Source organism: Micromonospora sp. NPDC051924, assembly GCF_055586005.1.
Genome location: NZ_JBVJJA010000004.1, coordinates 24937 through 48310, shown reverse-complemented (window position 1 = coordinate 48310; position 23374 = coordinate 24937). Strand labels below are relative to the sequence as shown.

The following is a 23374-nucleotide window of genomic DNA, read 5'->3' as shown; positions in this document are numbered from 1 at the left end:
CGGTGCACGCCGTGCCGACCCCTGGTCACGGCGTAACATCGGTCGTCCGCCCGATCGCTGTTTCAAGGGCGGGTCCGCTCGCCCTGCCCGCGCCGACGCCGGTCGTGTTGTGTGCGACCGTTGTCTGATACAGGATCAGCAGGGCACTCGGAAGGAGCCCGACATCACCAGCGAACTCCCGCGTCTCGCGGCGGTGACCCGGCCGCACCGGGGGACCGGTCTGCCCGGTTCCTCCGTCGTGCCGCAGGCCGGTGCCGGGCTCCACGCGGGCCTGCCACCCGGCGAGCGGCTCCGGGTCCTGCTGGTCGAGGACGACGAGGGCGACGCCTTCCTGGTCGGCGAACTGCTCGCCGAGACCAACTCCATGATCGACCTGCTGGTCGCCACCAGCCTCAGCGAGGCCCGGCAGCGGGTGATGGGGGTCGACTGCGTCTTACTCGACCTCGGCCTCCCCGACGCCCAGGGCCTGGACGGGCTGCGTCAGGTGCTGGAGATGTCCAGCGGCGCCGCGGTCTGCGTGCTCACCGGCCGCTCCGACGAGCACCTGGGCATCGTCGCGGTCGCCGAGGGTGCCCAGGACTACCTGGTCAAGGGGCAGGTCGACGGGGTGCTGCTGACCCGCGCCCTGCGCTACGCGGTGGAGCGCAAGCGGGCCGACGAGAACGCCCGCCGGCTGCGCGAGGTCGAGTTGCGCCAGGCCGAGTCGGCCCGCCTGGAGCGGGGCCTGCTGCCGCAGCCGCTGATGACCACCGACCAGGTGTCGGTGCACACCTTCTACCGCCCGGGCCGGCACGCCGCCCTGATCGGCGGGGACTTCTACGACGTGGTGCAGACCCGGCCGGACCGGATCGACCTGATCGTCGGGGACGTCTGCGGGCACGGCGTGGACGAGGCGGCGCTCGGCGTCGAGCTCCGGGTGGCCTGGCGGGCGCTGATCCTGGCCGGGGTGCCGGACGAGGAGGTGCTGCCCGCCCTGGAGCAGGTGCTGATGAGCGAGCGGCGGCTCCAGGAGATCTTCGCCACCGTCGCCACCGCCCGGCTCGACCTGGCGGCCAACCGTGCCACGGTGCGACTCGCCGGTCACCCGCCGCCGCTGCTGCTCCGCGCGGGTCGGGTCGCCCCGGTGCCGGCCAAGGGCGGCCTGCTGCTCGGCGTACGACCCCGCCGGCCCGTTGCCTTCGACCTGGAGTTCGACACTGATGACTGGTCCCTGCTGATGTACACCGACGGCCTCATCGAGGGCCGGGTGGGCGCCGGTGACGACCGGATGGACGTGGCGGGGCTCACCGGCCTGCTCGCCGACCCCGCCAACCGGTCGGTGTCCCTGGCCGAGCTGCCCGCCTGGCTGGTCGGCCGGGCCGAGCAGCTCAACGGCGGCCCGCTCGCCGACGACGTGGCCATGCTGCTGCTCACCCGGGGCGGTGGCCGGTGAAGGCGTACCAGAGCGGCTGGACCCTGCGCCGCCGGGTGCTCGCGCTGCTCGGCGTGGTGCTGGTCCTGCTGCTCGGGCTGGCCGCGGCGGAGGCGGCCATCGCGGCGAAGAACCGCCAGAACATCGACGCGGTGCTGCTCAGGACCGGTCCGCTGCGGGTCCAGGCGCAGGAGCTGATGAGCGCGCTGCTCGACCAGGAGACCGCCGTCCGCGGGTACGCGGTGAACGCCGACCGCAACGACCTGGCCCCGTACGCGGACGGCCTGAAGCGGGAGCGCGACACCGTCACCGAGATGCGGAAGCTGGCCGCCGACTACCCGGACGTGCTGCGTGCGGTGACGGCCGTCGAGCAGCGGGCGGAGGAGTGGCGCAGCGCCGTCGCCCAGCCGGTGATCACCACGACCGAGCGCAGCGGCCCGGCCGCCGGCCAGGCGCTGATCACCGACCAGACCCGGCAGCAGTTCGACGGCATCCGGTCCGCGATCGACCGCCTCCAGGGCGAGATCCTCGTCGTTCGGCAGCAGACCGCCGCGGAGGTGAACGCCACCAGCAACGTGCTGGTCGCGCTGCTGATCATCGCGGCCCTGGTGGTGGCGGTGGCCGGCCTGGTCACCCTGGTCTCGCTGGACCGGACGCTGATCCGGCCGCTGGCCGGCCTGGTCGGGCAGGTGCGGGAGGTCGCCGCCGGCGACTACCGGCACCACATCGAGGGCTCCGGCCCGCCGGAGTTCCGCCGGCTCGCCGACGACATCGACCTGATGCGGCAGAAGATCGCCCGCGAGCTGGACGAGGTACGCGAAGCCCGGGAGCGGATCGAGTGGGTCAACAGCCAGCTCCAGAAGCAGGCCGAGGAGCTCACCCGGTCCAACCGTGACCTGGAGCAGTTCGCGTACGTCGCCTCGCACGACCTCCAGGAGCCGCTGCGCAAGGTGGCCAGCTTCTGTCAGCTTCTGCAGCGGCGGTACGCGGGCCAGCTCGACGAGCGCGCGGACCAGTACATCGCGTTCGCCGTCGATGGCGCGCAGCGGATGCAGCGGCTGATCAACGACCTGCTCGCCTTCTCCCGGATCGGCCGCCTCACCACGGGCTTCACCGAGGTCGACCTGAACAAGGTGATGGGCGACGTGGCGGTCCAGACGGACGCGGCCCGGCAGTACGCCGACGCCGAGCTGACCTGGGAGGGCCTGCCGGTCATCCGGGGCGAGGAGCCGCTGCTGACCAACCTGCTGGCCAACCTGGTCAGCAACTCGATCAAGTTCCGCCGCCCGGACCTGCCGCCCCGGGTGCACGTGTCGGCCCGGCTGGTCGATGACGAGTGGGAGATCACCTGCCAGGACAACGGCATCGGGATCGAGCCGGAGTTCGCCGACAAGATCTTCGTCATCTTCCAGCGGCTGCACTCCAAGGACGCGTACCCGGGCACCGGCATCGGCCTGGCCATCGTCAAGAAGATCGTGGAGTACCACGGCGGCCGGGTCTGGGTGGACACCGACACCGAGGAGGGCACCGCGATCCGGTTCACCCTGCCGGCGCTTCCCGAGGACGTCGAGGCGGCGCGGGCGGAGGCCGAGCCGGCGGCCGGTGAGGAGTCGACCGGGGAGCCGGCGGCGACCGATGACGGTGCGGATGGCACCCTTGCGTCAGCGCCCGTCGGTCGGCAGCCGGACGCGGCGGCACGCCAGGACGCGCCCGAGGGGGCGGCCGGAGACGGTACAACGGGTGGCATGAAGGAGACGGTGGGATGACCGCGCCGGCAGACGGCAAGAGCCCGATCGAGGTGCTCCTCGTCGAGGACGACCCGGGCGACGTGCTGATGACCCAGGAGGCGTTCGAGGAGCACAAGCTCCGCAACCGCCTCACGGTCGTCTCCGACGGCGCCGAGGCGCTGGCCTACCTGCGCCGCGAGGGCCAGTACGCGGACGCGATCACCCCCGACCTGATCCTGCTCGACCTGAACCTGCCCCGCCGGGACGGCCGGGAGGTGCTGGAGGAGATCAAGAAGGACGAGCAGCTCTGCCGGATCCCGGTCGTGGTGCTGACCACCTCCCAGGCCGACGAGGACATCCTGCGCAGCTACCAGCTGCACGCCAACGCCTACGTGACCAAGCCGGTGGACTTCGAGCGCTTCATCTCGGTGGTCCGCCAGATCGACGAGTTCTTCGTCAGCGTGGTCAAGCTGCCGCCGCGTGGCTGACCGGCTGCTGGACGACGTCGGCGAGCTGCTGCGGGAGGCCGCGGCGAAGGTCGTGGTGCCGATGTTCCGGCGGCTCGACGACGCGGACATCGCCGAGAAGGCGCCCGGCGAGCTGGTCACGGTCGCCGACCGCCGCGCCGAGGAGTTCATCTCCGCCCGGCTGCGTACGCTGCGCCCCGGCTCGGTGGTGGTCGGTGAGGAGGCGGTCGCCGAGGACCCGGACCTGCTGCGGCACCTGCACGGCACGGGTGACGTCTGGCTGGTCGACCCGGTCGACGGCACCTCCAACTTCGCCGCCGGCCGGCGGCCGTTCGCGCTGATGGTGGCCCTGCTGACCGGCGGAGTGCCGGCCGCCTCCTGGGTGTACGACCCGCTGGACGGGACGCTGGCCGCGTGCCGCCACGGTGCGGGCACCCGGCTGGACGGCGCGACCGTGCGGACCACCGGACCGACCCCGGAGGTCGGCGCGTTGCGCGGCACCGCGATGACCCGGTTCCTCCCGCCCGACGTCCGCCGCCGGGTGGAGGGCGGCGGCCAGCGCCTCGGTGAGCTGCTGCCCGGCCAGCACTGCGCCGGCCGGGAGTACCTGGACATGCTCACCGGCGCGCAGCAGTTCGTCCTCTTCTGGCGCACCCTGCCCTGGGACCACGCCCCCGGCACGCTGCTGGTGCGCGAGGCCGGCGGGGTGGCCCGGCGGTTCGACGGCACCGACTACCACCCGGCCGACGACGGCCGGGGCCTGCTGGTGGCGGCCAGCGCGGAGATCTGGGACGAGGTCCGCTCCGCCCTGCTCGACGCCTGACCGGTCTGTTTGCCCGCCCGCCGTTGCGCCTTCCCGCAACCGGCCGCCCATGATCGTCACGCCGGCGCGATCATGCCGGCACGCTGCGTCGATATCGGCCGCCACCGCAGGTCGCCGGCCTGGCGCGGGGTGCGCGGTCCGGTATCGTGACCGGCGGTTTCCGCCAGCAGGCCGCCGTCCGGCGCCGGCGGAGCCGCCGCCGCGCCGAGTACGACCGGGGGCCCGGCGGTCGACGGAAGGACGCTTTCGTGCCCAGGACCAGGCTCATCCGGCGGCGCGTCCGCCGGCCGTTGCTCGCGCTGCTCACCGCGACGGCCCTGCTGCTCGGCGCGGGCCTCGCGCCGGCCGGGCCGGCCACCGCGGCGCCCAGCCCGAGCGCCCCCAACGAGGGCGGCAGCAAGCAGCTCCGGGCTGCCCTCGCCGCGGCGGCCAAGGGACACATCGAGGCCAAGGCCAAGCTCGACAACTCCAAGCGCCGGCAGGCCGCGCTCGCGGTGGAGTACAAGCAGCTCGAGGTACGCCTGGTTGAGCTGACCGCACAGGTGGGCGAGGTGGCCGCGCAGTCGTACCGGGTGGGCCGGCTCACCCCGGTGTCGGTGCTGCTGGCCAGTGCCGACCCGAACGACTTCCTCAAGCGTGCCGCCGAGTTGGACGTGATGGCCCAGCGGGACAGCAAGCGGCTGCACGACCTGACCGAGGCCAAGACCAAGGCGGCCCAGGCCAAGCTGGCCATCGACACCGAGGTCCGGGAGCAGCAGAAGCAGCTCGCGATCCTGGCCAAGAAGAAGCGGGACGCCGAGATCGCCCTTGCCAAGGTGAGTTCCGGGGCGGGTTCCGGGTTCAGCGGCGGCTCCTCGTCGGCCAAGCCGGCGCCGCGCAACCCGGACGGCTCGTGGCCGTCGGAGTCCTGCTCGGTGAACGACCCGACCACCTCCGGCTGCATCACGCCGCGCACCCTGCACATGCTCCAGCAGGCCCAGGCGGCCGGCTACAAGCGCTACGTCTCCTGCTACCGCAGCGGCGGCGACGGCGAGCACCCCAAGGGCCGGGCCTGCGACTTCTCCGCCGCCAGCGGCGGCTTCGAGGACGTCTCGGCCACCGGCGGGGACAAGGCGTACGGGGACAGCCTGGCGAGCTGGGCCAAGAACAACGCCAGCCGCCTGGGCATCATGTACGTGATCTGGTACCGGCAGATCTGGATGCCGAACACCGGCTGGCGGGCGTACAGCGGCGGCGGCAGTCCCGCCGCCGACCACACAAACCATGTTCATATTTCGATGTACTGACCCGGGTGGCCGGGAACGCTGCGTAGCATCGCGACGGTGAGCAGCACATCGTCCGACGTCGTGGCGGGGTCCGCGCCGACCGCGCCGGCCCCGCCCCGGGCCCTGCCGAACGGGCTCGCCGCGTTCCTGGTCTTCCTCTCCAGCGGGGCCGTGCTGGTCCTGGAGACCGTCTCGCTCCGCCTGGTCGGCCCGTACGTCGGGGTGACCCTCCAGGTGACCAGCTCGGTGATCGGCATGGCCCTGGGCGCCATCGCGTACGGGGCGTGGGTGGGCGGGTGGCTCGCCGACCGCCGGGACCCGCGCACCCTGCTCGCCCCGGCCCTGGTGCTGGCCGGCATCGCCACCGCGGTGACCCTGCCCGTCGTCCGGTACGCCGGTGAGGCGCTGCGCGGCGGCGCGGCCGGCGCGGTGCTTCTGCTGACCGCGCTGGCGGTGCTGCTGCCGGCGGCCCTGCTCGCCGGGGTGACCCCGCTGGTGGTCAAGCTCCAGCTCGCCGACCTGCGCCGGACCGGGCAGGTGGTGGGGCGGCTCTCCGGCATCGGCACCCTGGGCGGCATCACCGCCACCCTGGTCACCGGCTTCGTGCTGGTGGCGGCGCTGCCCAGCACGGTGATCGTGCTCGGGCTGGCCGCCGTGCTCGGGGTGACCGGGCTGGTGCTCGGGGCGTACCTGCGGCGGCGGGCGGGGACCGGGCTGCCCGGACCGGGCCGGGCCAGGGCCGCCCTGGCGGTGCTCGGCCTGGCCGGGGCGGGGCTCGCCGCGGTCGCGCCGAACCCGTGCGACGTGGAGACGGCGTATCACTGCGCCCGGGTCGAGGTGGACGAGCAGTGGACCCAGGGCCGCTACCTCTACCTCAACTCCGCCCAGCACTCGTACGTCGACCTGGCCGACCCGATGCACCTGAAGTACGCGTACACCCAGTGGATCGGCGTGGTCGCCGACCTCGCCGCGCCGCCGGGCCGGCCGCTGGACGCGCTGCACCTGGGCGGCGGTGGGTTCACCATCCCCCGCTACGTCGCCGCCACCCGGCCGGGCAGCGACAACCTGGTCTTCGAGATCGACGGTGGCCTGGTCGACCTGGACCGTCGTGAGCTGGGCCTGCGCACCGGGCCGCAGTTGCGCGCCCGGGTCGGGGACGCGCGGATCCTGCTCGGCGCGGAGCCGACCGACAGCCGGGACCTGATCGTCGGGGACGCCTTCGGGCATCTCGTGGTGCCCTGGCACCTGGCCACCCGGGAGATGGCCGCCGAGGTCCGCCGGGTGCTCCGGCCCGGCGGCATCTACGTGCAGAACGTCATCGACCTGCCGCCGGACCGCTTCATCCGGGCCGAGCTGGCCACCGTCGCCGCCGAGTTCCGGTACGTCGCGCTGATCGCCCCGCCCGCGGCGATCGCCGGGCAGCACGGCGCGAACTTCCTGATCGTGGCCGCCGACGCGCTGCTGCCGCTGGCCCGGATCCGGACCGGGCTGCGGATGCTGCCGGAACCGGCGGCCCTGCTGCACGATGACGAGCTGGCCGGGTTCGTCGGCGACGCGCTGGTGCTGACCGACGACTACGCCCCGGTGGACCAGCTCCTCGCGGCCGCCTGAACGGGTGACATTTGTGACCGATTCCGACCCCACAGGTGTACGGAGCCCCAGCTCGGGCAACAGGACCGACCATGGGTGCAGCGATCAGGAGCGGCGCACAGCTGCTGGGTGAGCGGTACCGGTTGGTCGAGCAGCTCGGTGCGGGTGGCATGTCGGTGGTCTGGCGCGGCTACGACGAGGTGCTCGGCCGGCAGGTGGCGATCAAGGTGCTCGCCTCCCGGCTCGCCAGCGACAAGGCGTTCCGACATCGGATCCGGATCGAGGCGCAGGCCGCCGCGCGGCTGTGCCACCCCAACATCACCAACGTGTACGACTACGGCGAGTCCGAGCAGGTCGGGCTGACCGTGCCGTACGTCGTCATGGAGCTGGTCGACGGGGCCCCGCTGAGCACCCGGCTCGGCCGCGGCGGGCAGCTGCCCTGGCGGGAGGCGGTGACCATCGGCGCGGAGGTGGCCTCGGCGCTGGCCACCGCGCACGCCCGGGGCGTGGTGCACCGGGACGTCACCCCGGGCAACGTCATGCTCACCTCGACCGGGGTGAAGGTCGTCGACTTCGGCATCTCGGCGCTGGTGGGGGAGAGCGAGAAGGGCCCGGACGGCGCGCTGCTCGGCACGCCCGCGTACCTGGCGCCGGAGCGGCTGGACAACGGCCAGGTCTCCCCGGCCACCGACGTGTACGCGGTCGGCCTGCTGCTGTACCGGATGCTGACCGGCCGGCTGCCCTGGCGGGCCAGCACCACCACCCAGATGCTCCGGGCGCACATGTACAACGACCCGGACCCGATGCCCCCGGTCGTCGGGCTGCCCGACGAGGTCGAGGAGCTGGTCCACCGTTGCCTCGCCAAGCGCCCCGAGGACCGCCCGGCGACCGCCGAGGTGGCGCGTACGCTCGCCGAGGCGGCGGGGATCGCGTCGATCGTGCCGGTCTCCCCGGCGCTCGGCCAGTTCGACCCGGCGCTGCTGGAGAACGCGGGCACGACGATCCTGCCCTGGTCGACCGCGACCGACGCGCTGCCCTTCTCCGCCATCCGCACCCGTACCCGCAAGGCCGTGGCGCGGCGGCGCAAGGTGGAGGCCGGGGTGGCCGCTGTCGGCCTGGTCGCGGTCACCGCCACCCTGTGGGGGGTGACCTCGAAGAGTTCGGCCAGCGGAGGGGTCGAACCGACCGAGGCCCGGATGGGCCTGCCGGAGCCGATCCCGTGCGCCGTCGACTACATGCTGCGCCGGGACACCGGCAAGGATTTCACCGCCGAGCTGACCCTCACCAACACCGGGGGCCGGGAGCTGCGGGACTGGACGATGAGCTTCACCCTGCCCGGCAAGCAGACGATCACGAAAGCCCAGCCGGCGGTGCACCAGCAGGGGCGTACCGTGCTGCTCCAGCCGCCCGCCGCGGACGCGGCGCTGGCCCCCGGCGCGTCGAAGAAGGTCTCGCTGACCGGCAGCTACACCGGGGTGAACCCGCTGCCGGTGGAGTTCAAGCTCGGCGACAGCACCTGCGGCGTGCAGGTCGCCGGGGTCGCCGGGTCGGTCCCGACGACCGCCCCGCCGACCAGGCCGCCGGCGAAGCCCACCACCGCGAAGAGCAGCTCACACAACAGCAAGCCCAAGGCGGAGAAGCCCCGCAAGGGCAAGGAGGACGGCAAGGGAAAAGGGAGGTGACGCTCAGCCGAGCGACGCGAAGCGCTGCACCTGCGTGAGGCTGCCCTCCACGATCAGCACGCTGCCGGGCCGCAGGACCGTGTCGGGGCCCGCGTAGCGGAACGGCTCGCCGGGAAGCTTCGCGCCGACCACCATCACCCCGTACCGGTCCGCCGGGGACAGGTCGCGGAGCGACCGTCCCACCATCGACCCGGGTACGCGCACCTTGGCGATGGCGAACTCGTCGTCGAACTCGATGAAGTCCAGCATCTTGCTGACGATCAGGTGCGCGACCCGCTCGCCGGTCTCCGCCTCCGGGAAGATCACGTGGTGCGCGCCCACCGAGTTGAGGATCTTCGCGTGTTTCTCCGAGGTGGCCCGGGCCCAGATCTGCGGAACGCCCAGCTCCGTCAGGGCCAGCACGGTGAGCACGCTCGCTTCGACCGAGGCCCCGATGGCCACCACCGCCCGCCGGAACTCGGCCACGCCGAGCTGGCGCAGCGCGCTCTCCTCCGTGGTGTCCGCCTGGACCACCCGGTCCAGCTCGGCCGACCACCGCTGGACCCGCTCCGGACTGCGGTCGATGGCCAGCACGTCGTGGTCGAGCTGCGCCAGCGAACCGGCCAGGTGGGAGCCGAACCGGCCCAGGCCGATCACCACGATGCCGCTCTCGTCCGCGTTCCTAGCCGACAATGGGATGCTCCTCCGGGTAGCGGTACAAACGTCGCCGGGTGTTCAACGCGATCGCGGACCCGAGGGTGAGCGGGCCGACCCGGCCGATGTACATCAGCGCGGTCAGCAGGTACTGCCCGGGCTCCGGCAGCGTGGGGGTGACGCCCACCGAGAGGCCGGTGGTGCTGAACGCGGATGTCACCTCGAAGAGCGCGGCGTAGAACCGCACCCCCGCGGTGAGGATGATGATGATGACCGTGCCGGCCACCACCAGGGCCACGCTGATCAGCGCCACGGTGAGCGCCTGCCGCTGGCTGGCCCACGCCACCCTGCGGTGCCCGACGATGGTGTCCGGCTCGCCCCGCAGCTCCGCCCAGATGGCGAAGCCGAGCAGGAAGAACGTGGAGACCTTGATGCCGCCTGCGGTGCTCGCGCTGCCTCCGCCGACGAACATCAGCACGGTCAGCAGCGGATAGCTCTCCGGGGTGAGGGCGGCGACGTTGATCACGTCGAAGCCACCCGTGCGGCTCAGCGCGATCTGGGTGAACGCGGCCAGCACCTTGCCCGGCGCGTCGTAGGTGCCGATGGTGTACGGGTTGGTCCACTCGGCGACCAGCAGGTAGCCGAAGCCGAGCCCGATCAGCACCAGGCTGCCCCAGATGGTCAGCTTGGTGGCCACCGCCCAGCGGGCCGGCTGCCGCCACTCCCGGACCGCCTCGAAGAGCGCCGGGAAGCCGAGTCCGCCGATGATCGCGCCGAGCCCCAGCGGCAACGCCACCCAGGGGTCCCGGGAGAAGGCGACCAGGCCGTCGGTGTATAGGGTGAAGCCGCCGTTGTTGAAAGCCTGGATGGAGTGGAAGACGGCGGACCAGAGCGCCCGCCCCGGATCGTAGTTGTAGACCAGCCAGAGCCGGCCGGCGATCACGAGCGTCATCACCGCCTCGGTGATGAAGACCGTCCCGGCGATCCGCGTCAGCAGCCAGCGAACGTCGCCGATGCCGAACTCGGCGGTCTCCGCCTGCACCAGCAGCCGGTTGCGCAGGCCGAGCTGTCGGGACACCACCAGGATCACCAGCGCCGCGCCGGTCAGGATGCCCAGGCCACCGATCTGGGTCAGCACGGTGATCATGGCGAGCCCGAAGGTGTTCCAGTAGTTCGGGGTGTCGTTGACCGCCATGCCGGTGACCGAGACGGCCGAGGTCGCGGTGAAGAGCGCCGTGACGAACGGGGTGTACCGCTCCTCGCTGGTGGCCCAGGGCAGCATCAGCACGCCGGTGCCGAGCAGGATCAACGCCAGGAACCCGAACGGCACCAGCCGTACGGGGTGACGGAGCAGGCGGCGCACCAGGTCATCTTCCGTCCGGAGATTCACCCGCAGGTCAGGAACCGACCAACTGCCGGTCAACCGCACCCGGTCTGCTGGGCGTACCCATCGACGACAGGAGACGGCGTTGCGACGTACCCTTTCCGCCCTCGGCCTGGCCGGCGCCCTGCTCGCGGCGGCCGTGGTGGTGCCGACCGTGGCCGCTCAGGCCGACCCGGAGACCGGTGCCGAGCGGTCCCAGCCGGCCCACCGGCCGCTGGTGATCGGCCACCGGGGCGCCAGCGGCTACCGCCCGGAGCACACCCTGGAGTCCTACCGGCTGGCTATCCGCCAGGGCGCCGATTTCATCGAGCCGGATCTGGTCTCGACGAAGGACGGCGTGCTGGTCGCCCGGCACGAGAACGAGATCTCCGGGACGACCGACGTGGCCGCCCATCCGGAGTTCGCCGGCCGGAAGGCGACGAAGACGATCGACGGGGTCAAGGTCACCGGCTGGTTCACCGAGGACTTCACGCTGGCCGAGCTGAAGACGCTGCGGGCCAAGGAGCGGCTGCCGCTGGTACGGGTGGCGAACACCGCGTTCGATGGCAGGTTCGAGATCCCGACCTTCCAGGAGGTCCTCGACCTGGCGCGGGCCGAGTCGAAGGCCCGGGGCCGGACCATCGGCGTCTACCCGGAGACCAAGCACCCCAGCTACTTCGCCTCGATCGGGCTGGCGCTGGAGGAGCCGCTGGTCGCGGTGCTGAAGGCCAACAAGCTCACCCACCGCGGCGACCCGGTCTTCATTCAGAGCTTCGAGACGGCCAACCTGCGCACGCTCGACCGCATGATCGACGTACGGCTGATCCAACTGATGGACGCCACCGGGCAGCCGTACGACTTCACCGCCGCCGGGGACGCGCGGAGCTACGCCGACCTGGCCTCCGCGGCGGGCCTGCACTGGGTGGCCGGATACGCCGACGGCGTCGGCCTGAACAAGAACCTGATCGTGCCCCGGGACGCGGCCGGCAAGCTGCTCGCGCCGACCACCGTGATCCGGGACGCGCACCGCGAGAAGCTGCTCGTGCACTCCTGGACGTTCCGCGCCGAGAACCAGTTCCTGCCGGTCGACTTCCGGATCGGCGCCGACCCGAACGCCCGGGGTGACATCACGGCCGAGTACGAGCTCTTCTTCGGCCTCGGCCTGGACGGCGTCTTCACCGACCAGCCGGACACCGCCGTGGCGGCCCGCGCGGGCCGCTGACCGGCGTCCGCGCCGGGCGGCTCGGGGCCCCGGCGCGGCGCGCGGGTGACGTGGGGTGTCCGGATCCGTCCGGGCACCCCACGCGCCTCTCCCGGACCTGGGCGGTGCTGCCTGGCCAGCTTCGGGGGGGCCGGGTGCTTGTGGGTCGCTACGAACTTGATGACGTGAACGGATCGGGCCGGGTGGGCGGCGGGCGGTGTGCTTCTCGCCGCCTTTCGAGCTGACATCGCAGACGACTCAGGCAGCGTCGGCGGGGCTCGCCGGTCTCGTTGAGTCGTTTACGTCATCAGGTTTGTAGGCGGCGAGGACCTTACTGCCCGGGACGCTCGGCCACGTAGGTGCCGCGTCCGGGCTGGCCGGTGATCAGCGCCGGGGCGACCGTGTCCACCGAGGACTCGCAGTCCGTACGCCACTGGGTCTGGTGCGACCGGCTGCTCGACGGCGGGCGAGGCTGCCCGCTGCCGGCCGACCACGAGGGCGCCTGCGGTCCGCACCGGCGCCGCTGACCCGGTTGGTCCACCATGGGCCACCGTCACCATCTGCGCCGGTGGCGCGGTGCGACACAGCCGCGTGCCCGTGGGTGGTGCCGGCGGCCACCGGAGGTGGGGGACCCCGCCACCACTGGTGGGTGGTTGTAACAGCGGGCCACCCTACGTCGATTACTTGTGTGTTTCGGCCACATAGCCCGTGGGTGACGTCACTTCTAGCGTGAGCCGACAACTGACAATCCCCCTGTCCCCACCTGGAGTCGCAATGACGATCCGGCACACGCGACGGGTGTTCCTTTCCGCCGCCACGGTGATGGCGGCCGCGCTCGCGGCCACCGCCTGTGGCAGCCCGCAGGACACCGCCTCCGGCGGCGGCGACGCCGCACCGGTCAAGGTCGGTCTGGTGTATTCCCAGTCCGGGCCGCTGGCCAGCTACGGCAAGCAGTACATCGAGGGCTTCAAGGCCGGCCTCGACTACGCCACCAAGGGCACCGGCAAGGTCGGCGACCGGAAGATCGAGCTGACCGAGGTCGACGACGCGGGTGACCCGGCCAAGGCGGTCTCCGCGGCCAAGGACCTGATCGGCAAGGGCGCGAAGATCATCGCTGGCTCCACCTCCTCCGGCGTGGCCCTCCAGGTCGCCCCGATCGCCGCGCAGAACAAGGTCCTGTTCATCTCCGGGCCGGCCGCCACCGACGCGGTGACCGGAGCGAACAAGTACACCTTCCGCTCGGGCCGGCAGTCGTACCAGGACGTGGTGACCGCCAAGTCCTTCATCGGCGACGCCAAGGGCAAGAAGGTCGTCGTGTTCGCCCAGGACGGCGCGTTCGGCGACGCGAACGAGGCCGCCGTCAAGAACGTCATCGGCGGTGCCGGCGCGACCGTGAGCAGCGTCCGGGCCCCGGCCAGCGCCACCGAGTTCACCCCGTTCGCCAGCCAGATCAAGGCCGCCAAGCCGGACCTGCTCTTCGTCGCCTGGGCCGGCACCACCGCCCCGGCCATGTGGCAGACCCTCGACCAGCAGGGCGTCCTCGCCTCCACCACCGTCGTCACCGGCCTGGACATCCGCGCCTCCTGGCCCACCTTCGGCGCGGCCGGCAGCAAGATCTCCTTCCTGTCGCACTACTTCGACGGGGCCAGCGACACCGACGCGGCCAAGGCCGCCAAGGCCAAGATCCCGGGCGGCACGCTCGACCTGTTCCACCCGGACGGCTTCGCCGCCGCCCAGATGGTCGTCCGCGCCGCGCAGGAGGGCGGCGACGACGTGGACAAGATGATCAAGGCGCTGGAGGGCTGGCAGTTCGACAGCATCAAGGGCCAGATGACCATCCGCGCCGAGGACCACGCGCTGCTCCAGCCGATGTACCAGGCCAAGCTCTCCGGCAGCGGCACCGCGTACACGGCCACCGCCGAGAAGACCCTGACCGGTGACGAGACCGCGCCGCCGGTCACCCAGATGAAGGGCTGACCCGTGCTCGCCACCCGCGGTCTGACCTGGCGGATCGGTGAGGTCGCCATCGTCGACTCCGTCTACCTCGACCTGGCGCCCGGGGAGTTCCTCGGCGTGATCGGGCCGAACGGCGCCGGCAAGACCTCGCTGTTCAACCTGATCACCGGGCTGCGCCGGCCCACCGACGGGCGGGTCCTGCTGGACGGGGAGGACATCACCGCCCTCCCCCCGCACAAGCGGGCCCGGCTCGGCCTGGGACGTACCTTCCAGGCGTCCTCGGTCTTCGGCTCGTTGACGGTGCGGGAGAACGTCCGGCTCGCCGTACAGGCGCACCGGGGTGGCTCGATGAAGCTGTGGCGGCGGGCGGCGGCCGACCGGGAGGTGGCCGCCGCCGCCGACGCGGCGCTGGACCGGGTCGGCCTGCACCACCGGGGTACGGCGCTGGCCGGCACCCTCGCCCACGGCGAGAAGCGGAAGCTGGAGATCGCCCTGCTGCTCGCCGGGGAGCCCCGGGTGATGCTGCTCGACGAGCCGATGGCCGGGGTCAGCGCCGAGGACGTGCCCGAGCTGGTCAGCGTGATCAAGTCGCTGACCGGCGACAGCGGGCGGTCGGTGCTCATGGTGGAGCACCACATGGACGTGATCCTGGAGTTGGCCGACCGGATCGCCGTGATGCACCACGGCGCGCTGCTGGCCTGCGACACACCCGACACGGTGATGGCCAACGCCACCGTGCAGGAGGCGTACCTGGGGGAGTCGCTATGACCGAACCGATCCTGTCGGTGGAGAACCTGTCGGTGCGGATCGCCGGGTTGCACATCCTCCAGGGGGTGTCGTTCGACGTCGCGCCGACCGGGGTGACCGTGCTGCTCGGCCGCAACGGCGTCGGCAAGACCACCACGCTGCGGGCGATCGTCGGCCTCACCCCCCGCAACGGCGAGGTGCACGGCACGGTCCGAATGGGCGCGCAGAGCCTGCTGGCCCGCCCCACCCACCGGCTGGTCCGCAGCGGCCTCGGCTACGTGCCGGAGGACCGCTGCGTCTTCGCCGGGCTCACCGTCGCCGAGAACCTGCGGCTCGCCGAGCGGCGCGGCACGGCCCCGGCGTACGACAAGGTCTTCGCGCTCTTCCCGGAGCTGGACCGGCGCGGACGGCAACGGGCCGGTTCGCTCTCCGGCGGGCAGCAGCAGATGCTCGCGATCGGCCGGGTGCTGCTCAACGACAACCGGCTGCTGCTGGTCGACGAGCCGACCAAGGGGTTGGCGCCGAAGGTGGTGACCGAGGTGGCCGAGGTGCTGGAACGGGTGGCCGAATCCGTGCCGGTGCTGCTGGTCGAGCAGAACCTGGCCGTGGTGCGCCGGCTGGCCCGGGACGCGGTGGTGCTCTCCGCCGGCCAGGTCGCCTGGACGGGCAACGCCCAGGAACTGCTGCTGGAGACCGCGCTCACCAAGTCGCTGCTCGGGGTGGGTTCGGGAGAGGTGCACGCATGAGCACGGTGATCCTGCTGACCCTGACGGGGCTCGGCCTGGCGGCGCTCTACTTCCTGGTGGCCTCCGGCCTCTCCCTGGTCTTCGGCCTGGCCGACGTGCTCAACTTCGCGCACGGCCTGTTCCTCGGCGTCGGCGCGTACGCGACCTGGTGGGCGGCGGGCAACCTGCCCGGCGCCGGCCCCGACGGGTTCGGGTTCGTGCTGGCGGTCGCCTTCGGCGTGCTCGCCGGGTCGCTGGTCGCGGTGCTGGTCGAGCTGGTGCTGATCCGGCCGCTCTACTCCCGCACCATCGAGCAGGTGCTGGTCACCGTCGGCCTCTCGCTGGCCGGGGTGGCGCTGCTGCAGGCCACCTGGGGCGCGGACGCCCGGCCGTTCCCGCGCCCGGCGTGGACCCGGGACGTGACCTCGGTGCTCGGCGCGAACGTGCCGAACGGCGGACTGCTGTTGATCGTCGCCGCAGCGCTGGTCCTCGGCGCGCTGCTCGCCTTCCTCCGGTTCACCCGGTACGGCCTGATCATCCGGGCCGGGGTGGAGAACCGGGAGATGGTGACCGCGCTCGGCATCGACGTGCGCAAGGCGTTCACCCTGGTCTTCGCGATCGGCGGGGCGGCCGCCGCGCTGGCCGGCGCGCTCGGCAGCGTCTACTTCGGCACCGTCTCGCCCGGGCAGGGCGGCTCCCTGCTGATCTTCGCGTTCATCGTGGTGGTGATCGGCGGGATGGGCTCGGTGGTCGGGTCCGCGTACGCGGCGGTCGCGGTGGGGCTGCTGCAACAGTTCGTCAACTACTACGGCACGTCCGGGCTGGGCGACATCTGCGTCGTCGGGCTGCTCGCCGTGGTGCTGCTGCTGCGTCCGCAGGGCCTGGCCGGAAAGGTGGCTCACGCATGACCGAGGTGAAGAGTCCCGAGGTCGCGGCGCCGCCCGCCGCGGTCCCCGACGAGCTGACCCCCGGGCACCCCCGCTGGCACGGGCTGCGCCCGTACGCCCCGCTGGTCGCCCTGGTGGTGGCGGCGATCCTGCCGTACTCGACGGTCAACCTGCCGGGCCTCTTCGAGGGGCCGCTGAACTCGCCGGGCACCCTGCAACTGCTCGCCATCTGCCTGGTCTTCGGCGGCCTGGCCGCCGGCTACGACCTGCTCTTCGGGCGGACCGGGATGCTCTCCTTCGGGCACGCCCTCTACTTCGCCGTCGGCGTGTACGGCACCGACATCCTGGTCACCCGGTTCGGCCTGCCGTTGTGGCAGGCGGCGCTGTTCACCGTCGTCGGTGGGACGATCCTCGCCGCGCTGCTCGGCGCGATCGCCCTGCGTACCGTCGGCATCGCCTTCGCCATGGTGACGCTGGCCTTCGCCCAGGTCGGGGCGATCGTGGTGGCCCGGGACTTCAGGTGGGGATTCGGCGAGGTGGGGCTCACCGGCGGGGAGGAGGGGCTGCCGCTGGACGTGTCCGGACTGCCGTCGGCCCTGGTCGGCGTCGCCAACACGGTCAACCTCTACTGGCTGGCGCTGGCGTACCTCGCCCTGGTGGTCTTCGTGGTGCACCGGGTGAGCAGCTCGCCGACCGGGCGGGTGCTGGCGGGGCTGCGCGACGACGAGCGGCGGATCGGGGTGCTCGGGCTCGACCCGTACCGGTTCAAGCTGGTCGCGTTCACCCTGGCCGGCGGGCTGGCGAGCGCCGGTGGGGTGGTCTACTGCCTGATCGTGGGCGGGGCCAGCCCGCACGTCACCTCGTCCGAGTTGACCCTGTCGCTGCTGGTCATGGTGGTGCTCGGCGGTCCGGGCACCCGCTGGGGCCCGGTGCTGGGCGGCATCCTCTACATGTACCTGGACCACCGGCTGACCGCGTTCGGCACCAGCGACACGGTCGACAGCCTCCCGGCGTTCCTCAGCCACCCCCTGAGCCAGCCCCTCTTCGTGCTGGGCACGGTCTTCATCCTGGCGGTGTACTTCTTCCCCGGCGGCCTGGCCAGCCTCCGTACCCGCCTGCACCCCCTCCTGTCCGTCCTGCCCCGCCGCCGCTGACCGCTCGGTGGCCGCTCGGTTACCGGTCGGTTGATCAAGGAGTTTGCGTCGGGATTCCGCCGTAGGATGACGCAAACTCCTTGATCAACGTGGAAGGGGCGGGGGCGTGGGGGAGAACAGGCTCGCGGTGGTCAGTGGGGGCGGGACCGGGATCGGGGCCGCCGTCGCGAGGGGGCTCGTCCTCGACGGGTTCGAGGTGTTGATCGTGGGGCGGCGGGCGGACGTGCTGCTGGACACCGCTGCGCGGATCTCCGCCGAGTGTGACCGTCCCTCTGCGGTCAGCGCGGTGACCGCCGACCTGACGGATCCGGCGCAGCTCGCCGGGGTCGTGTCGGCGGTGGGGGAGCGGACCGTCGACGCGGTGGTGAACAACGCCGGCGGCTACCTGGCCGGACCGACCGACACGCTGCCCGACGTCGCCGCCTGGTGGCGGGCCAACCTGGACGCCAACGTGCTCACCGCCGTCCTGCTCACCGAGGCGCTGCTGCCCGCCCTGCGCCGGCCCGGCGGCCGGGTGCTCCTGCTCAGCTCGATCGCCGCCCAGCGGGGCGGGGCCGGGCCGTACTCGGCGGCCAAGGCGGCGCTGCACGGCTGGGCGTACGACCTGGCCGCCCAGCTCGGCCCGGACGGGATCACGGCCAACGTGGTCAGCCCCGGGTACGTCGCCGAGACCGAGTTCTTCGGCGACCGGATGACGCCGGAGGGGCACGCCAAGCGGGTCGCGGCCACCCTGGTGGGCCGGGCCGGCGTACCGGACGACATCGCGGCGGCCGTCCGTTACCTGGCCGGCCCCGACGCCGGCTACGTCACCGGCCAGGTCCTCGGCGTGAACGGCGGCTCGGTCCTCGGCCGCTGAGGTGTGCGACGTGACGAGGCCGGGAGCGGCGACCCCCCGAACGGCCGCCGTTCCCGGCCTCGTCGTGGCTCAGCTGTTGAGCAGCTCGTACGCCAGTGACGGCGCCTTCGTCACCGCGCTCCCGGTCGGCACGGTGATCTTCGGCGTGCTGCCGAAGCCGGTGTAGCCGATCACGTACTCGTACGCCGTCCGCTTGCCGGCCGCCGGCATCTTCAGCACCAGCGAGGTGAGGTGCCCGTCCGGCCCCACCTGCGCGGTGAACGGCACGTGCTTGCCGGCCGCACCGAGCCCCGCCGCCTCGCCGTCGTCCAGCGCCTTGGCCGCCTCGCCGCCGGTCACGTCGATGAACCCGGCGTACCTCCCGGGCCCCTGCTGCTCGACGCTGGTCGCCGCGTCCAGCAGCGGGCCCGCGTTGCCCTGGTCCGCGCCGTCGTAGCTCGGCACGCCGTCGCCGTCGGTGAGCCTCGCCTTGTCCAGCGCCATCCACTTGTCCGGGAACTTCGGCAGGCCCGGGTGGCCGCTGAACTTCGCCTTCATCCAGACCTTGTCCTCGACGATCAGGAACGACATCTTCGTGGTGATGCCGTCCTTGTCCGGCGGCATGGCCATGTTCATCTCCATGGCCTTCGACGCCGGGTCGATCCGCCCGCTCATGGCGCCCGACGAGTCCTTGCCGGTGAACCGGAAGACGCCCGCGCTCTCGTCCGGGACCGCGGCGAGGAGCGCCTGCTTCGGGTCGGCGCTCGGGCTGGCGGCCGAGCCGGCCCCCGGCGCGGCGGCCGGCTCGCTCTTCGGCCCGCAACCCGCGAGCAGGGTGGTGGCGGCCAGCACGGCCGCGACCGTGCCCATCGTCCGTCGGACGGTACGGGTGCTGCCCGTTGCCTGTGTCATCGTTGTTCTCTTTCTCGCTTCCGTGGCCACTGCCGATGACGATGCTGCGGGCCGCCACGGCGGTTCGGCTGCCGATATGCTGCGGTCCGACTGCCGGGCCCTGCCGTCCGGCCACGTCGGGGGCGTCAGGAGCGGAAACTCGCATGTCAGGAACGCAGGTGCCGCCGGGCCCGAGCCCGTCGGAGCCCTCGCGGCTGCGCTTCGCCCTCCTCGGCCCCCAGCGCGCCTGGTACGCCGACCGCCCGCTCGACCTCGGGCCGGGCAAGCAGCGGGCGGTGCTGGCCGTGCTGCTGCTCTCCGCCGGCCGGCCGGTACCCACCGGGCAGATCGTGGACGCGGTCTGGCCGGAGGAACCGCCCGCCAACGGCCCCAACGTGGTGCAGAAGTACGTCGCCGGGCTGCGCCGGGTGCTCGAACCCGAGCGGTCGCCGCGTACGCCGGGGCAGGTGCTGACCCTGACCGACGCCGGGTACCTGCTGCGGGTCCCGCCGGAGGCGGTGGACGCGGCCCGGTTCGAGCGCGGGGTGCACCGGGCCCGCCAGGGGCACGCGGCGGGCCGTACGCCCGAGGCGCTGGCGGAGCTGACCGCCGCCCTGGAGCTGTGGCAGGGCGACCCGTTCACCGGCTTCGGCGGGCCGTTCTTCGAGACCGCCCGGCACCGGCTGGTCGAGCTGCGCGCCGTCGCCCTGGAGACCCGCGTCGAGCTGGAGCTGGCCGACGGCCGGCACGGCGAGCTGGTCGGCGAACTCGTCGAGCTGGTCCGGGAGTTCCCGGTCCGGGAACGGCTGCGCCAGCAGCTCATGCTGGCGCTGTACCGCAGCGGGCGGCAGGCGGAGGCGCTCGCCGCCTATCGGGAGTTCGCGGGGCTGCTCCGCGAGGAGTACGGCATCGAGCCGGGCGAGGTGCTGCAGGCGTTGCACGGGCGGATGCTCCGCTCGGACCCCACGCTGCTGCCCGCGCCGCCGCTGCCCGCGCCCACCGCACCGGCCGCGACCCCGGCCGTGCCGGTCCAGTCGGCGCGCCCCGCCGAGTCGGTCGTCGCCGCCGTTCCGCCGGCGCCCGGGAGCCCACCGCCGGTCGGCTGGCTGCCGCCCGGCGCCACCGGCGGGCCGGCGCAGGGCTGGCCCGCTGCCGCCCCACCGCCGGGGCCGGTGCCGGTGCCCCCGGCCCCGCGTCGCGGCGTGCCCCGCTGGCTGAGCATCGGCACCACCGTCGTGGCCGCGCTCACCGCCCTGGCCTCCTTCGGCTTCCTGACCTGGCTGGTGGTGCTCCTGTACGCGATCTGGCGACGGAGCTGGCGCAACGCCCTCGCGGCGGCCTACTACCTGACGACGGCGGTGACCTGCCTGGGCATCGTCGGCAACAGCGAGACGGACGAGGTGTCCGACCTCGAGGGTTTCCTGATCACCATCTGGCTGATCACCTGGCTGGCGGGCGTGGTGCACGTCGTGCTGCTCAACGGCCGGCTCCTCGGCTGGCTCGGCGCCCACTGGCCGCGCCGGCCGGCGGCGGCGGATCGCCGGGTGCGCCGGGAGCACGCCCGCTACCTGCTCCACCACTACCCGACCGCGCGTCGGGAGCTGGGCATCGGCCGCCCCGATCTGCCCCGGGCGTACGACGACGGCGGGCTGGTCGACATCAACGCGGTGACGGACCAGGTGATCATCGGGCTGCCCGGGCTGAGCCCGACGCAGGCGCAGCACCTGATGCTGGATCGGCGCGTGCGTGGCCCGTACGCCTCGATGGAGGAGCTGGCCGGGCGGTGCCTGCTGCCGCCCACCGTGACCGATCCGCTCCGCGAGGTGCTGCTCTTCCTGCCGCCGCCGTCCTCGTGATCCCGGCCGGGACCGGGGCGCCTGGTAGAAATGCCGGATGAGCCAGGATCGGGCGACCGTACGGGAGCGGGCCGAGGCGGTGCTGCGCCGGCTGGCGGGTGACCACGCCCGGCTCCGCGAGGACCAGTGGCGGGCCATCGAGGCCCTCGTCGTGGACCGGCGTCGGGTGCTCTGCGTGCAGCGCACCGGCTGGGGCAAGTCGGCGGTCTACTTCGTCGCCACCGCGCTGCTGCGCGAGGGCGGCGAGCACGGCCCGACGGTGATCGTCTCGCCGCTGCTGGCGCTGATGCGCAACCAGGTCGAGTCGGCGGCCCGGGCCGGCATCCGGGCCCGCACCATCAACTCGGCCAACCTCGACGAGTGGGACGAGATCACCGCCGAGATCCACGCCGGTGCGGTGGACGTGCTGCTGATCAGCCCGGAACGGCTCAACAACCCGGACTTCCGGGACGGCGTGCTGCCGAAGCTGGCGGCCACCACCGGACTGCTGGTGGTGGACGAGGCGCACTGCGTCTCCGACTGGGGGCACGACTTCCGGCCCGACTACCGCCGGCTGCGTACCTTCCTGGCCGAACTGCCCGAGCGGACGCCGGTGCTGGCCACCACGGCCACCGCCAACGCCCGGGTCACCCGGGACGTGGCCGAGCAGCTGGGCGACGCCCTCGTGCTGCGGGGCACCCTGGACCGGGAGTCGCTGCGGCTCGGCGTGGTCGACCTGCCCAGCCCGGCGCACCGGCTGGCCTGGCTCGCCGACCACCTGGACCGGCTCCCCGGCTCCGGCATCATCTACACCCTCACCGTGGCGGCGGCCGGCGAGACCGCCGAGTTCCTGCGCGCCCGCGGTTGGTCCGTGGCCGCGTACACCGGGCAGGCCGAGGACGCGGACCGGCGCGCGGCCGAGCAGGACCTGCTCGACAACAAGATCAAGGCGCTGGTCGCCACCAGCGCCCTCGGCATGGGCTTCGACAAGCCGGACCTCGGCTTCGTGGTGCACCTCGGTGCCCCGCCCTCGCCGATCGCCTACTACCAGCAGGTCGGCCGCGCCGGCCGGGCCGTCGAACACGCCGAGGTGCTGCTGCTGCCTGGTGTCGAGGACGCGGCGATCTGGCGCTACTTCGCCTCGCTCGCCTTCCCGCCCGAGGAGCAGGTCCGGGCGGTGCTCGCGGCGCTGCACCCGGAGCGGCCGATCTCCACCCAGGCCCTCGAACCGATCGTCGACCTGCGCCGGGCCCGGCTGGAGCTGATGCTCAAGGTGCTCGACGTGGACGGCGCGGTCCGCCGGGTCCGCGGCGGCTGGCTCGCCACCGGCACGCCCTGGCACTACGACGAGGCCCGGTTGCGCCGCGTCGCCCAGGCGCGCACCGCCGAGCAGCAGGCCATGCGGGAGTACGCGGCCACGTCCGGCTGCCGGCTGCGCTACCTGCGGGAATGCCTGGACGACGCCAGCGCGGGTGACTGCGGTCGCTGCGACAACTGCGCCGGCCCGCTCTTCACCGCCGAGGTGTCCGACGCCGCGCTGGCCGCCGCGCAGACCTTCCTCGGCCGTCCCGGCGTGGAGATCCCGCCGAAGAAGCTATGGCCGACCGGCCTCGAGGCGGTGGGCGTACCCCTGAAGGGGCGCATCCCCCCGGCGGAGCAGGCGCTGCCCGGGCGGGCCGTGGGACGCCTCTCCGACCTGGGCTGGGGTGGGCGGCTGCGCGGCCTGGTCGGGCCGGACGCGGCGGACGGCCCGGTGCCCGACGACGTGGCGGCGGCCGTCGTCGAGGTGTTGAAGGCGTGGGCGCACGGCGACGACCCGTGGCCGCGCCGCCCGGTCGGGGTGGTCGCGGTCGGCTCGCGCACCCGCCCGGCGCTGGTCGGCTCGCTCGCCGAACGGATCGCGGCCGTGGGCCGGCTGCCGCTGCTCGGCCGGGTCGTCCCGACCGGGCCGTCCGCCGGTGGCGGGCCGCGCGGCAACAGCGCCCAGCGGGTACGCGCGCTGCACGACGCCTTCGCCCTGCCCGACGAGCTGGCCGACGCCCTGGCCGGGCTGGACGGGCCGGTGCTGCTCGTGGACGACCTGGTCGACTCCGGCTGGACGCTGACCATGGTGGCCCGGCTGTTGCGCCGGGCCGGAGCTCCCGACGTCCTGCCGCTGGCCCTCGCGGTCGCCGGCTGAGGT

General features: G+C 73.0%; 20 protein-coding genes. 17 read left to right on the top strand and 3 right to left on the bottom strand.

The features are described 5' to 3' along the window. The first annotated feature begins 238 nt into the window (after positions 1-238). The 7 genes from ACZ6S5_RS03985 to ACZ6S5_RS03955 all read left to right on the top strand — a co-directional run bounded on the left by ACZ6S5_RS03985 (position 239) and on the right by ACZ6S5_RS03955 (position 8965). Entirely contained in the window at positions 239-1432 is a 1194-nt protein-coding gene (locus ACZ6S5_RS03985; RefSeq protein WP_465997495.1) for a PP2C family protein-serine/threonine phosphatase, read from the top strand. After that, entirely contained in the window at positions 1429-3177 is a 1749-nt protein-coding gene (locus ACZ6S5_RS03980) for a sensor histidine kinase (protein WP_465997493.1), read from the top strand. Before ACZ6S5_RS03985 ends, ACZ6S5_RS03980 begins: the two co-directional genes overlap by 4 nt. Then, entirely contained in the window at positions 3174-3626 is a 453-nt protein-coding gene (locus tag ACZ6S5_RS03975) for a response regulator (protein WP_465997491.1), read from the top strand. Before ACZ6S5_RS03980 ends, ACZ6S5_RS03975 begins: the two co-directional genes overlap by 4 nt. Next, complete coding sequence (locus ACZ6S5_RS03970; RefSeq protein ID WP_465997489.1) at positions 3619-4428, top strand: inositol monophosphatase family protein; 810 nt, start codon at positions 3619-3621, stop codon at positions 4426-4428. The genes ACZ6S5_RS03975 and ACZ6S5_RS03970 overlap by 8 nt, the downstream gene beginning before the upstream one ends. Positions 4429-4676: 248 nt before the next feature. After that, positions 4677-5714, top strand: coding sequence for a coiled-coil domain-containing protein (locus ACZ6S5_RS03965; protein WP_465997487.1), 1038 nt, complete (start codon positions 4677-4679; stop codon positions 5712-5714). Between the two features lie 36 nt (positions 5715-5750). After that, entirely contained in the window at positions 5751-7304 is a 1554-nt protein-coding gene (locus tag ACZ6S5_RS03960) for a fused MFS/spermidine synthase (protein WP_465997486.1), read from the top strand. Positions 7305-7375: 71 nt separating this feature from the next. Continuing rightward, complete coding sequence (locus ACZ6S5_RS03955; protein WP_465997484.1) at positions 7376-8965, top strand: protein kinase domain-containing protein; 1590 nt, start codon at positions 7376-7378, stop codon at positions 8963-8965. Between the two features lie 3 nt (positions 8966-8968). Here ACZ6S5_RS03955 and ACZ6S5_RS03950 read toward each other — a convergent pair whose 3' ends face one another. Together ACZ6S5_RS03950 and ACZ6S5_RS03945 are read right to left on the bottom strand one after the other, a co-directional pair. Beyond that, positions 8969-9637: a potassium channel family protein gene (locus ACZ6S5_RS03950; protein WP_465997482.1), complete on the bottom strand. Its 669-nt coding sequence runs from the start codon at positions 9635-9637 to the stop codon at positions 8969-8971. Further along, positions 9627-10961, bottom strand: coding sequence for a TrkH family potassium uptake protein (locus ACZ6S5_RS03945; RefSeq protein WP_465997480.1), 1335 nt, complete (start codon positions 10959-10961; stop codon positions 9627-9629). Before ACZ6S5_RS03945 ends, ACZ6S5_RS03950 begins: the two co-directional genes overlap by 11 nt. 106 nt (positions 10962-11067) lie before the next feature. Between ACZ6S5_RS03945 and ACZ6S5_RS03940 the strand changes: the two genes are divergently transcribed. From ACZ6S5_RS03940 to ACZ6S5_RS03905, 8 genes are all read left to right on the top strand, one after another. Next, entirely contained in the window at positions 11068-12183 is a 1116-nt protein-coding gene (locus tag ACZ6S5_RS03940) for a glycerophosphodiester phosphodiesterase (protein ID WP_465997478.1), read from the top strand. 338 nt (positions 12184-12521) lie between these two features. Then, complete coding sequence (locus tag ACZ6S5_RS03935) at positions 12522-12689, top strand: hypothetical protein (protein WP_465997476.1); 168 nt, start codon at positions 12522-12524, stop codon at positions 12687-12689. A gap of 247 nt (positions 12690-12936) precedes the next feature. Further along, complete coding sequence (locus ACZ6S5_RS03930) at positions 12937-14139, top strand: substrate-binding domain-containing protein (protein WP_465997474.1); 1203 nt, start codon at positions 12937-12939, stop codon at positions 14137-14139. A 3-nt stretch (positions 14140-14142) separates the two neighbouring features. Further along, on the top strand, positions 14143-14886 hold the full coding sequence (locus tag ACZ6S5_RS03925) for an ABC transporter ATP-binding protein (RefSeq protein ID WP_465997472.1): 744 nt from the start codon (positions 14143-14145) through the stop codon (positions 14884-14886). Beyond that, positions 14883-15611: an ABC transporter ATP-binding protein gene (locus ACZ6S5_RS03920; RefSeq protein WP_465997470.1), complete on the top strand. Its 729-nt coding sequence runs from the start codon at positions 14883-14885 to the stop codon at positions 15609-15611. Before ACZ6S5_RS03925 ends, ACZ6S5_RS03920 begins: the two co-directional genes overlap by 4 nt. Beyond that, on the top strand, positions 15608-16498 hold the full coding sequence (locus tag ACZ6S5_RS03915; RefSeq protein ID WP_465997468.1) for a branched-chain amino acid ABC transporter permease: 891 nt from the start codon (positions 15608-15610) through the stop codon (positions 16496-16498). Before ACZ6S5_RS03920 ends, ACZ6S5_RS03915 begins: the two co-directional genes overlap by 4 nt. Next, on the top strand, positions 16495-17631 hold the full coding sequence (locus tag ACZ6S5_RS03910; RefSeq protein ID WP_465997466.1) for a branched-chain amino acid ABC transporter permease: 1137 nt from the start codon (positions 16495-16497) through the stop codon (positions 17629-17631). Before ACZ6S5_RS03915 ends, ACZ6S5_RS03910 begins: the two co-directional genes overlap by 4 nt. Positions 17632-17737: 106 nt before the next feature. Then, positions 17738-18487: an SDR family NAD(P)-dependent oxidoreductase gene (locus ACZ6S5_RS03905; protein WP_465997465.1), complete on the top strand. Its 750-nt coding sequence runs from the start codon at positions 17738-17740 to the stop codon at positions 18485-18487. Between the two features lie 69 nt (positions 18488-18556). On the opposite strand, the gene ACZ6S5_RS03900 is transcribed toward ACZ6S5_RS03905, so the two are convergent. Then, positions 18557-19378 carry a hypothetical protein gene (locus ACZ6S5_RS03900; RefSeq protein ID WP_465997463.1) on the bottom strand — a complete coding sequence of 274 codons (822 nt, stop codon included), beginning with the start codon at positions 19376-19378 and terminating at the stop codon, positions 18557-18559. 143 nt (positions 19379-19521) lie between these two features. Here ACZ6S5_RS03900 and ACZ6S5_RS03895 point away from each other — a divergent pair, with 143 nt between their 5' ends. Then, positions 19522-21213, top strand: a complete 1692-nt coding sequence (locus ACZ6S5_RS03895; protein WP_465997461.1) for a BTAD domain-containing putative transcriptional regulator — start codon at positions 19522-19524, stop codon at positions 21211-21213. Positions 21214-21250: 37 nt separating this feature from the next. Beyond that, a complete protein-coding gene (locus ACZ6S5_RS03890; protein ID WP_465997459.1) occupies positions 21251-23371 on the top strand; it encodes a RecQ family ATP-dependent DNA helicase in 2121 nt (706 codons plus the stop codon). Positions 23372-23374 lie beyond the last annotated feature (3 nt).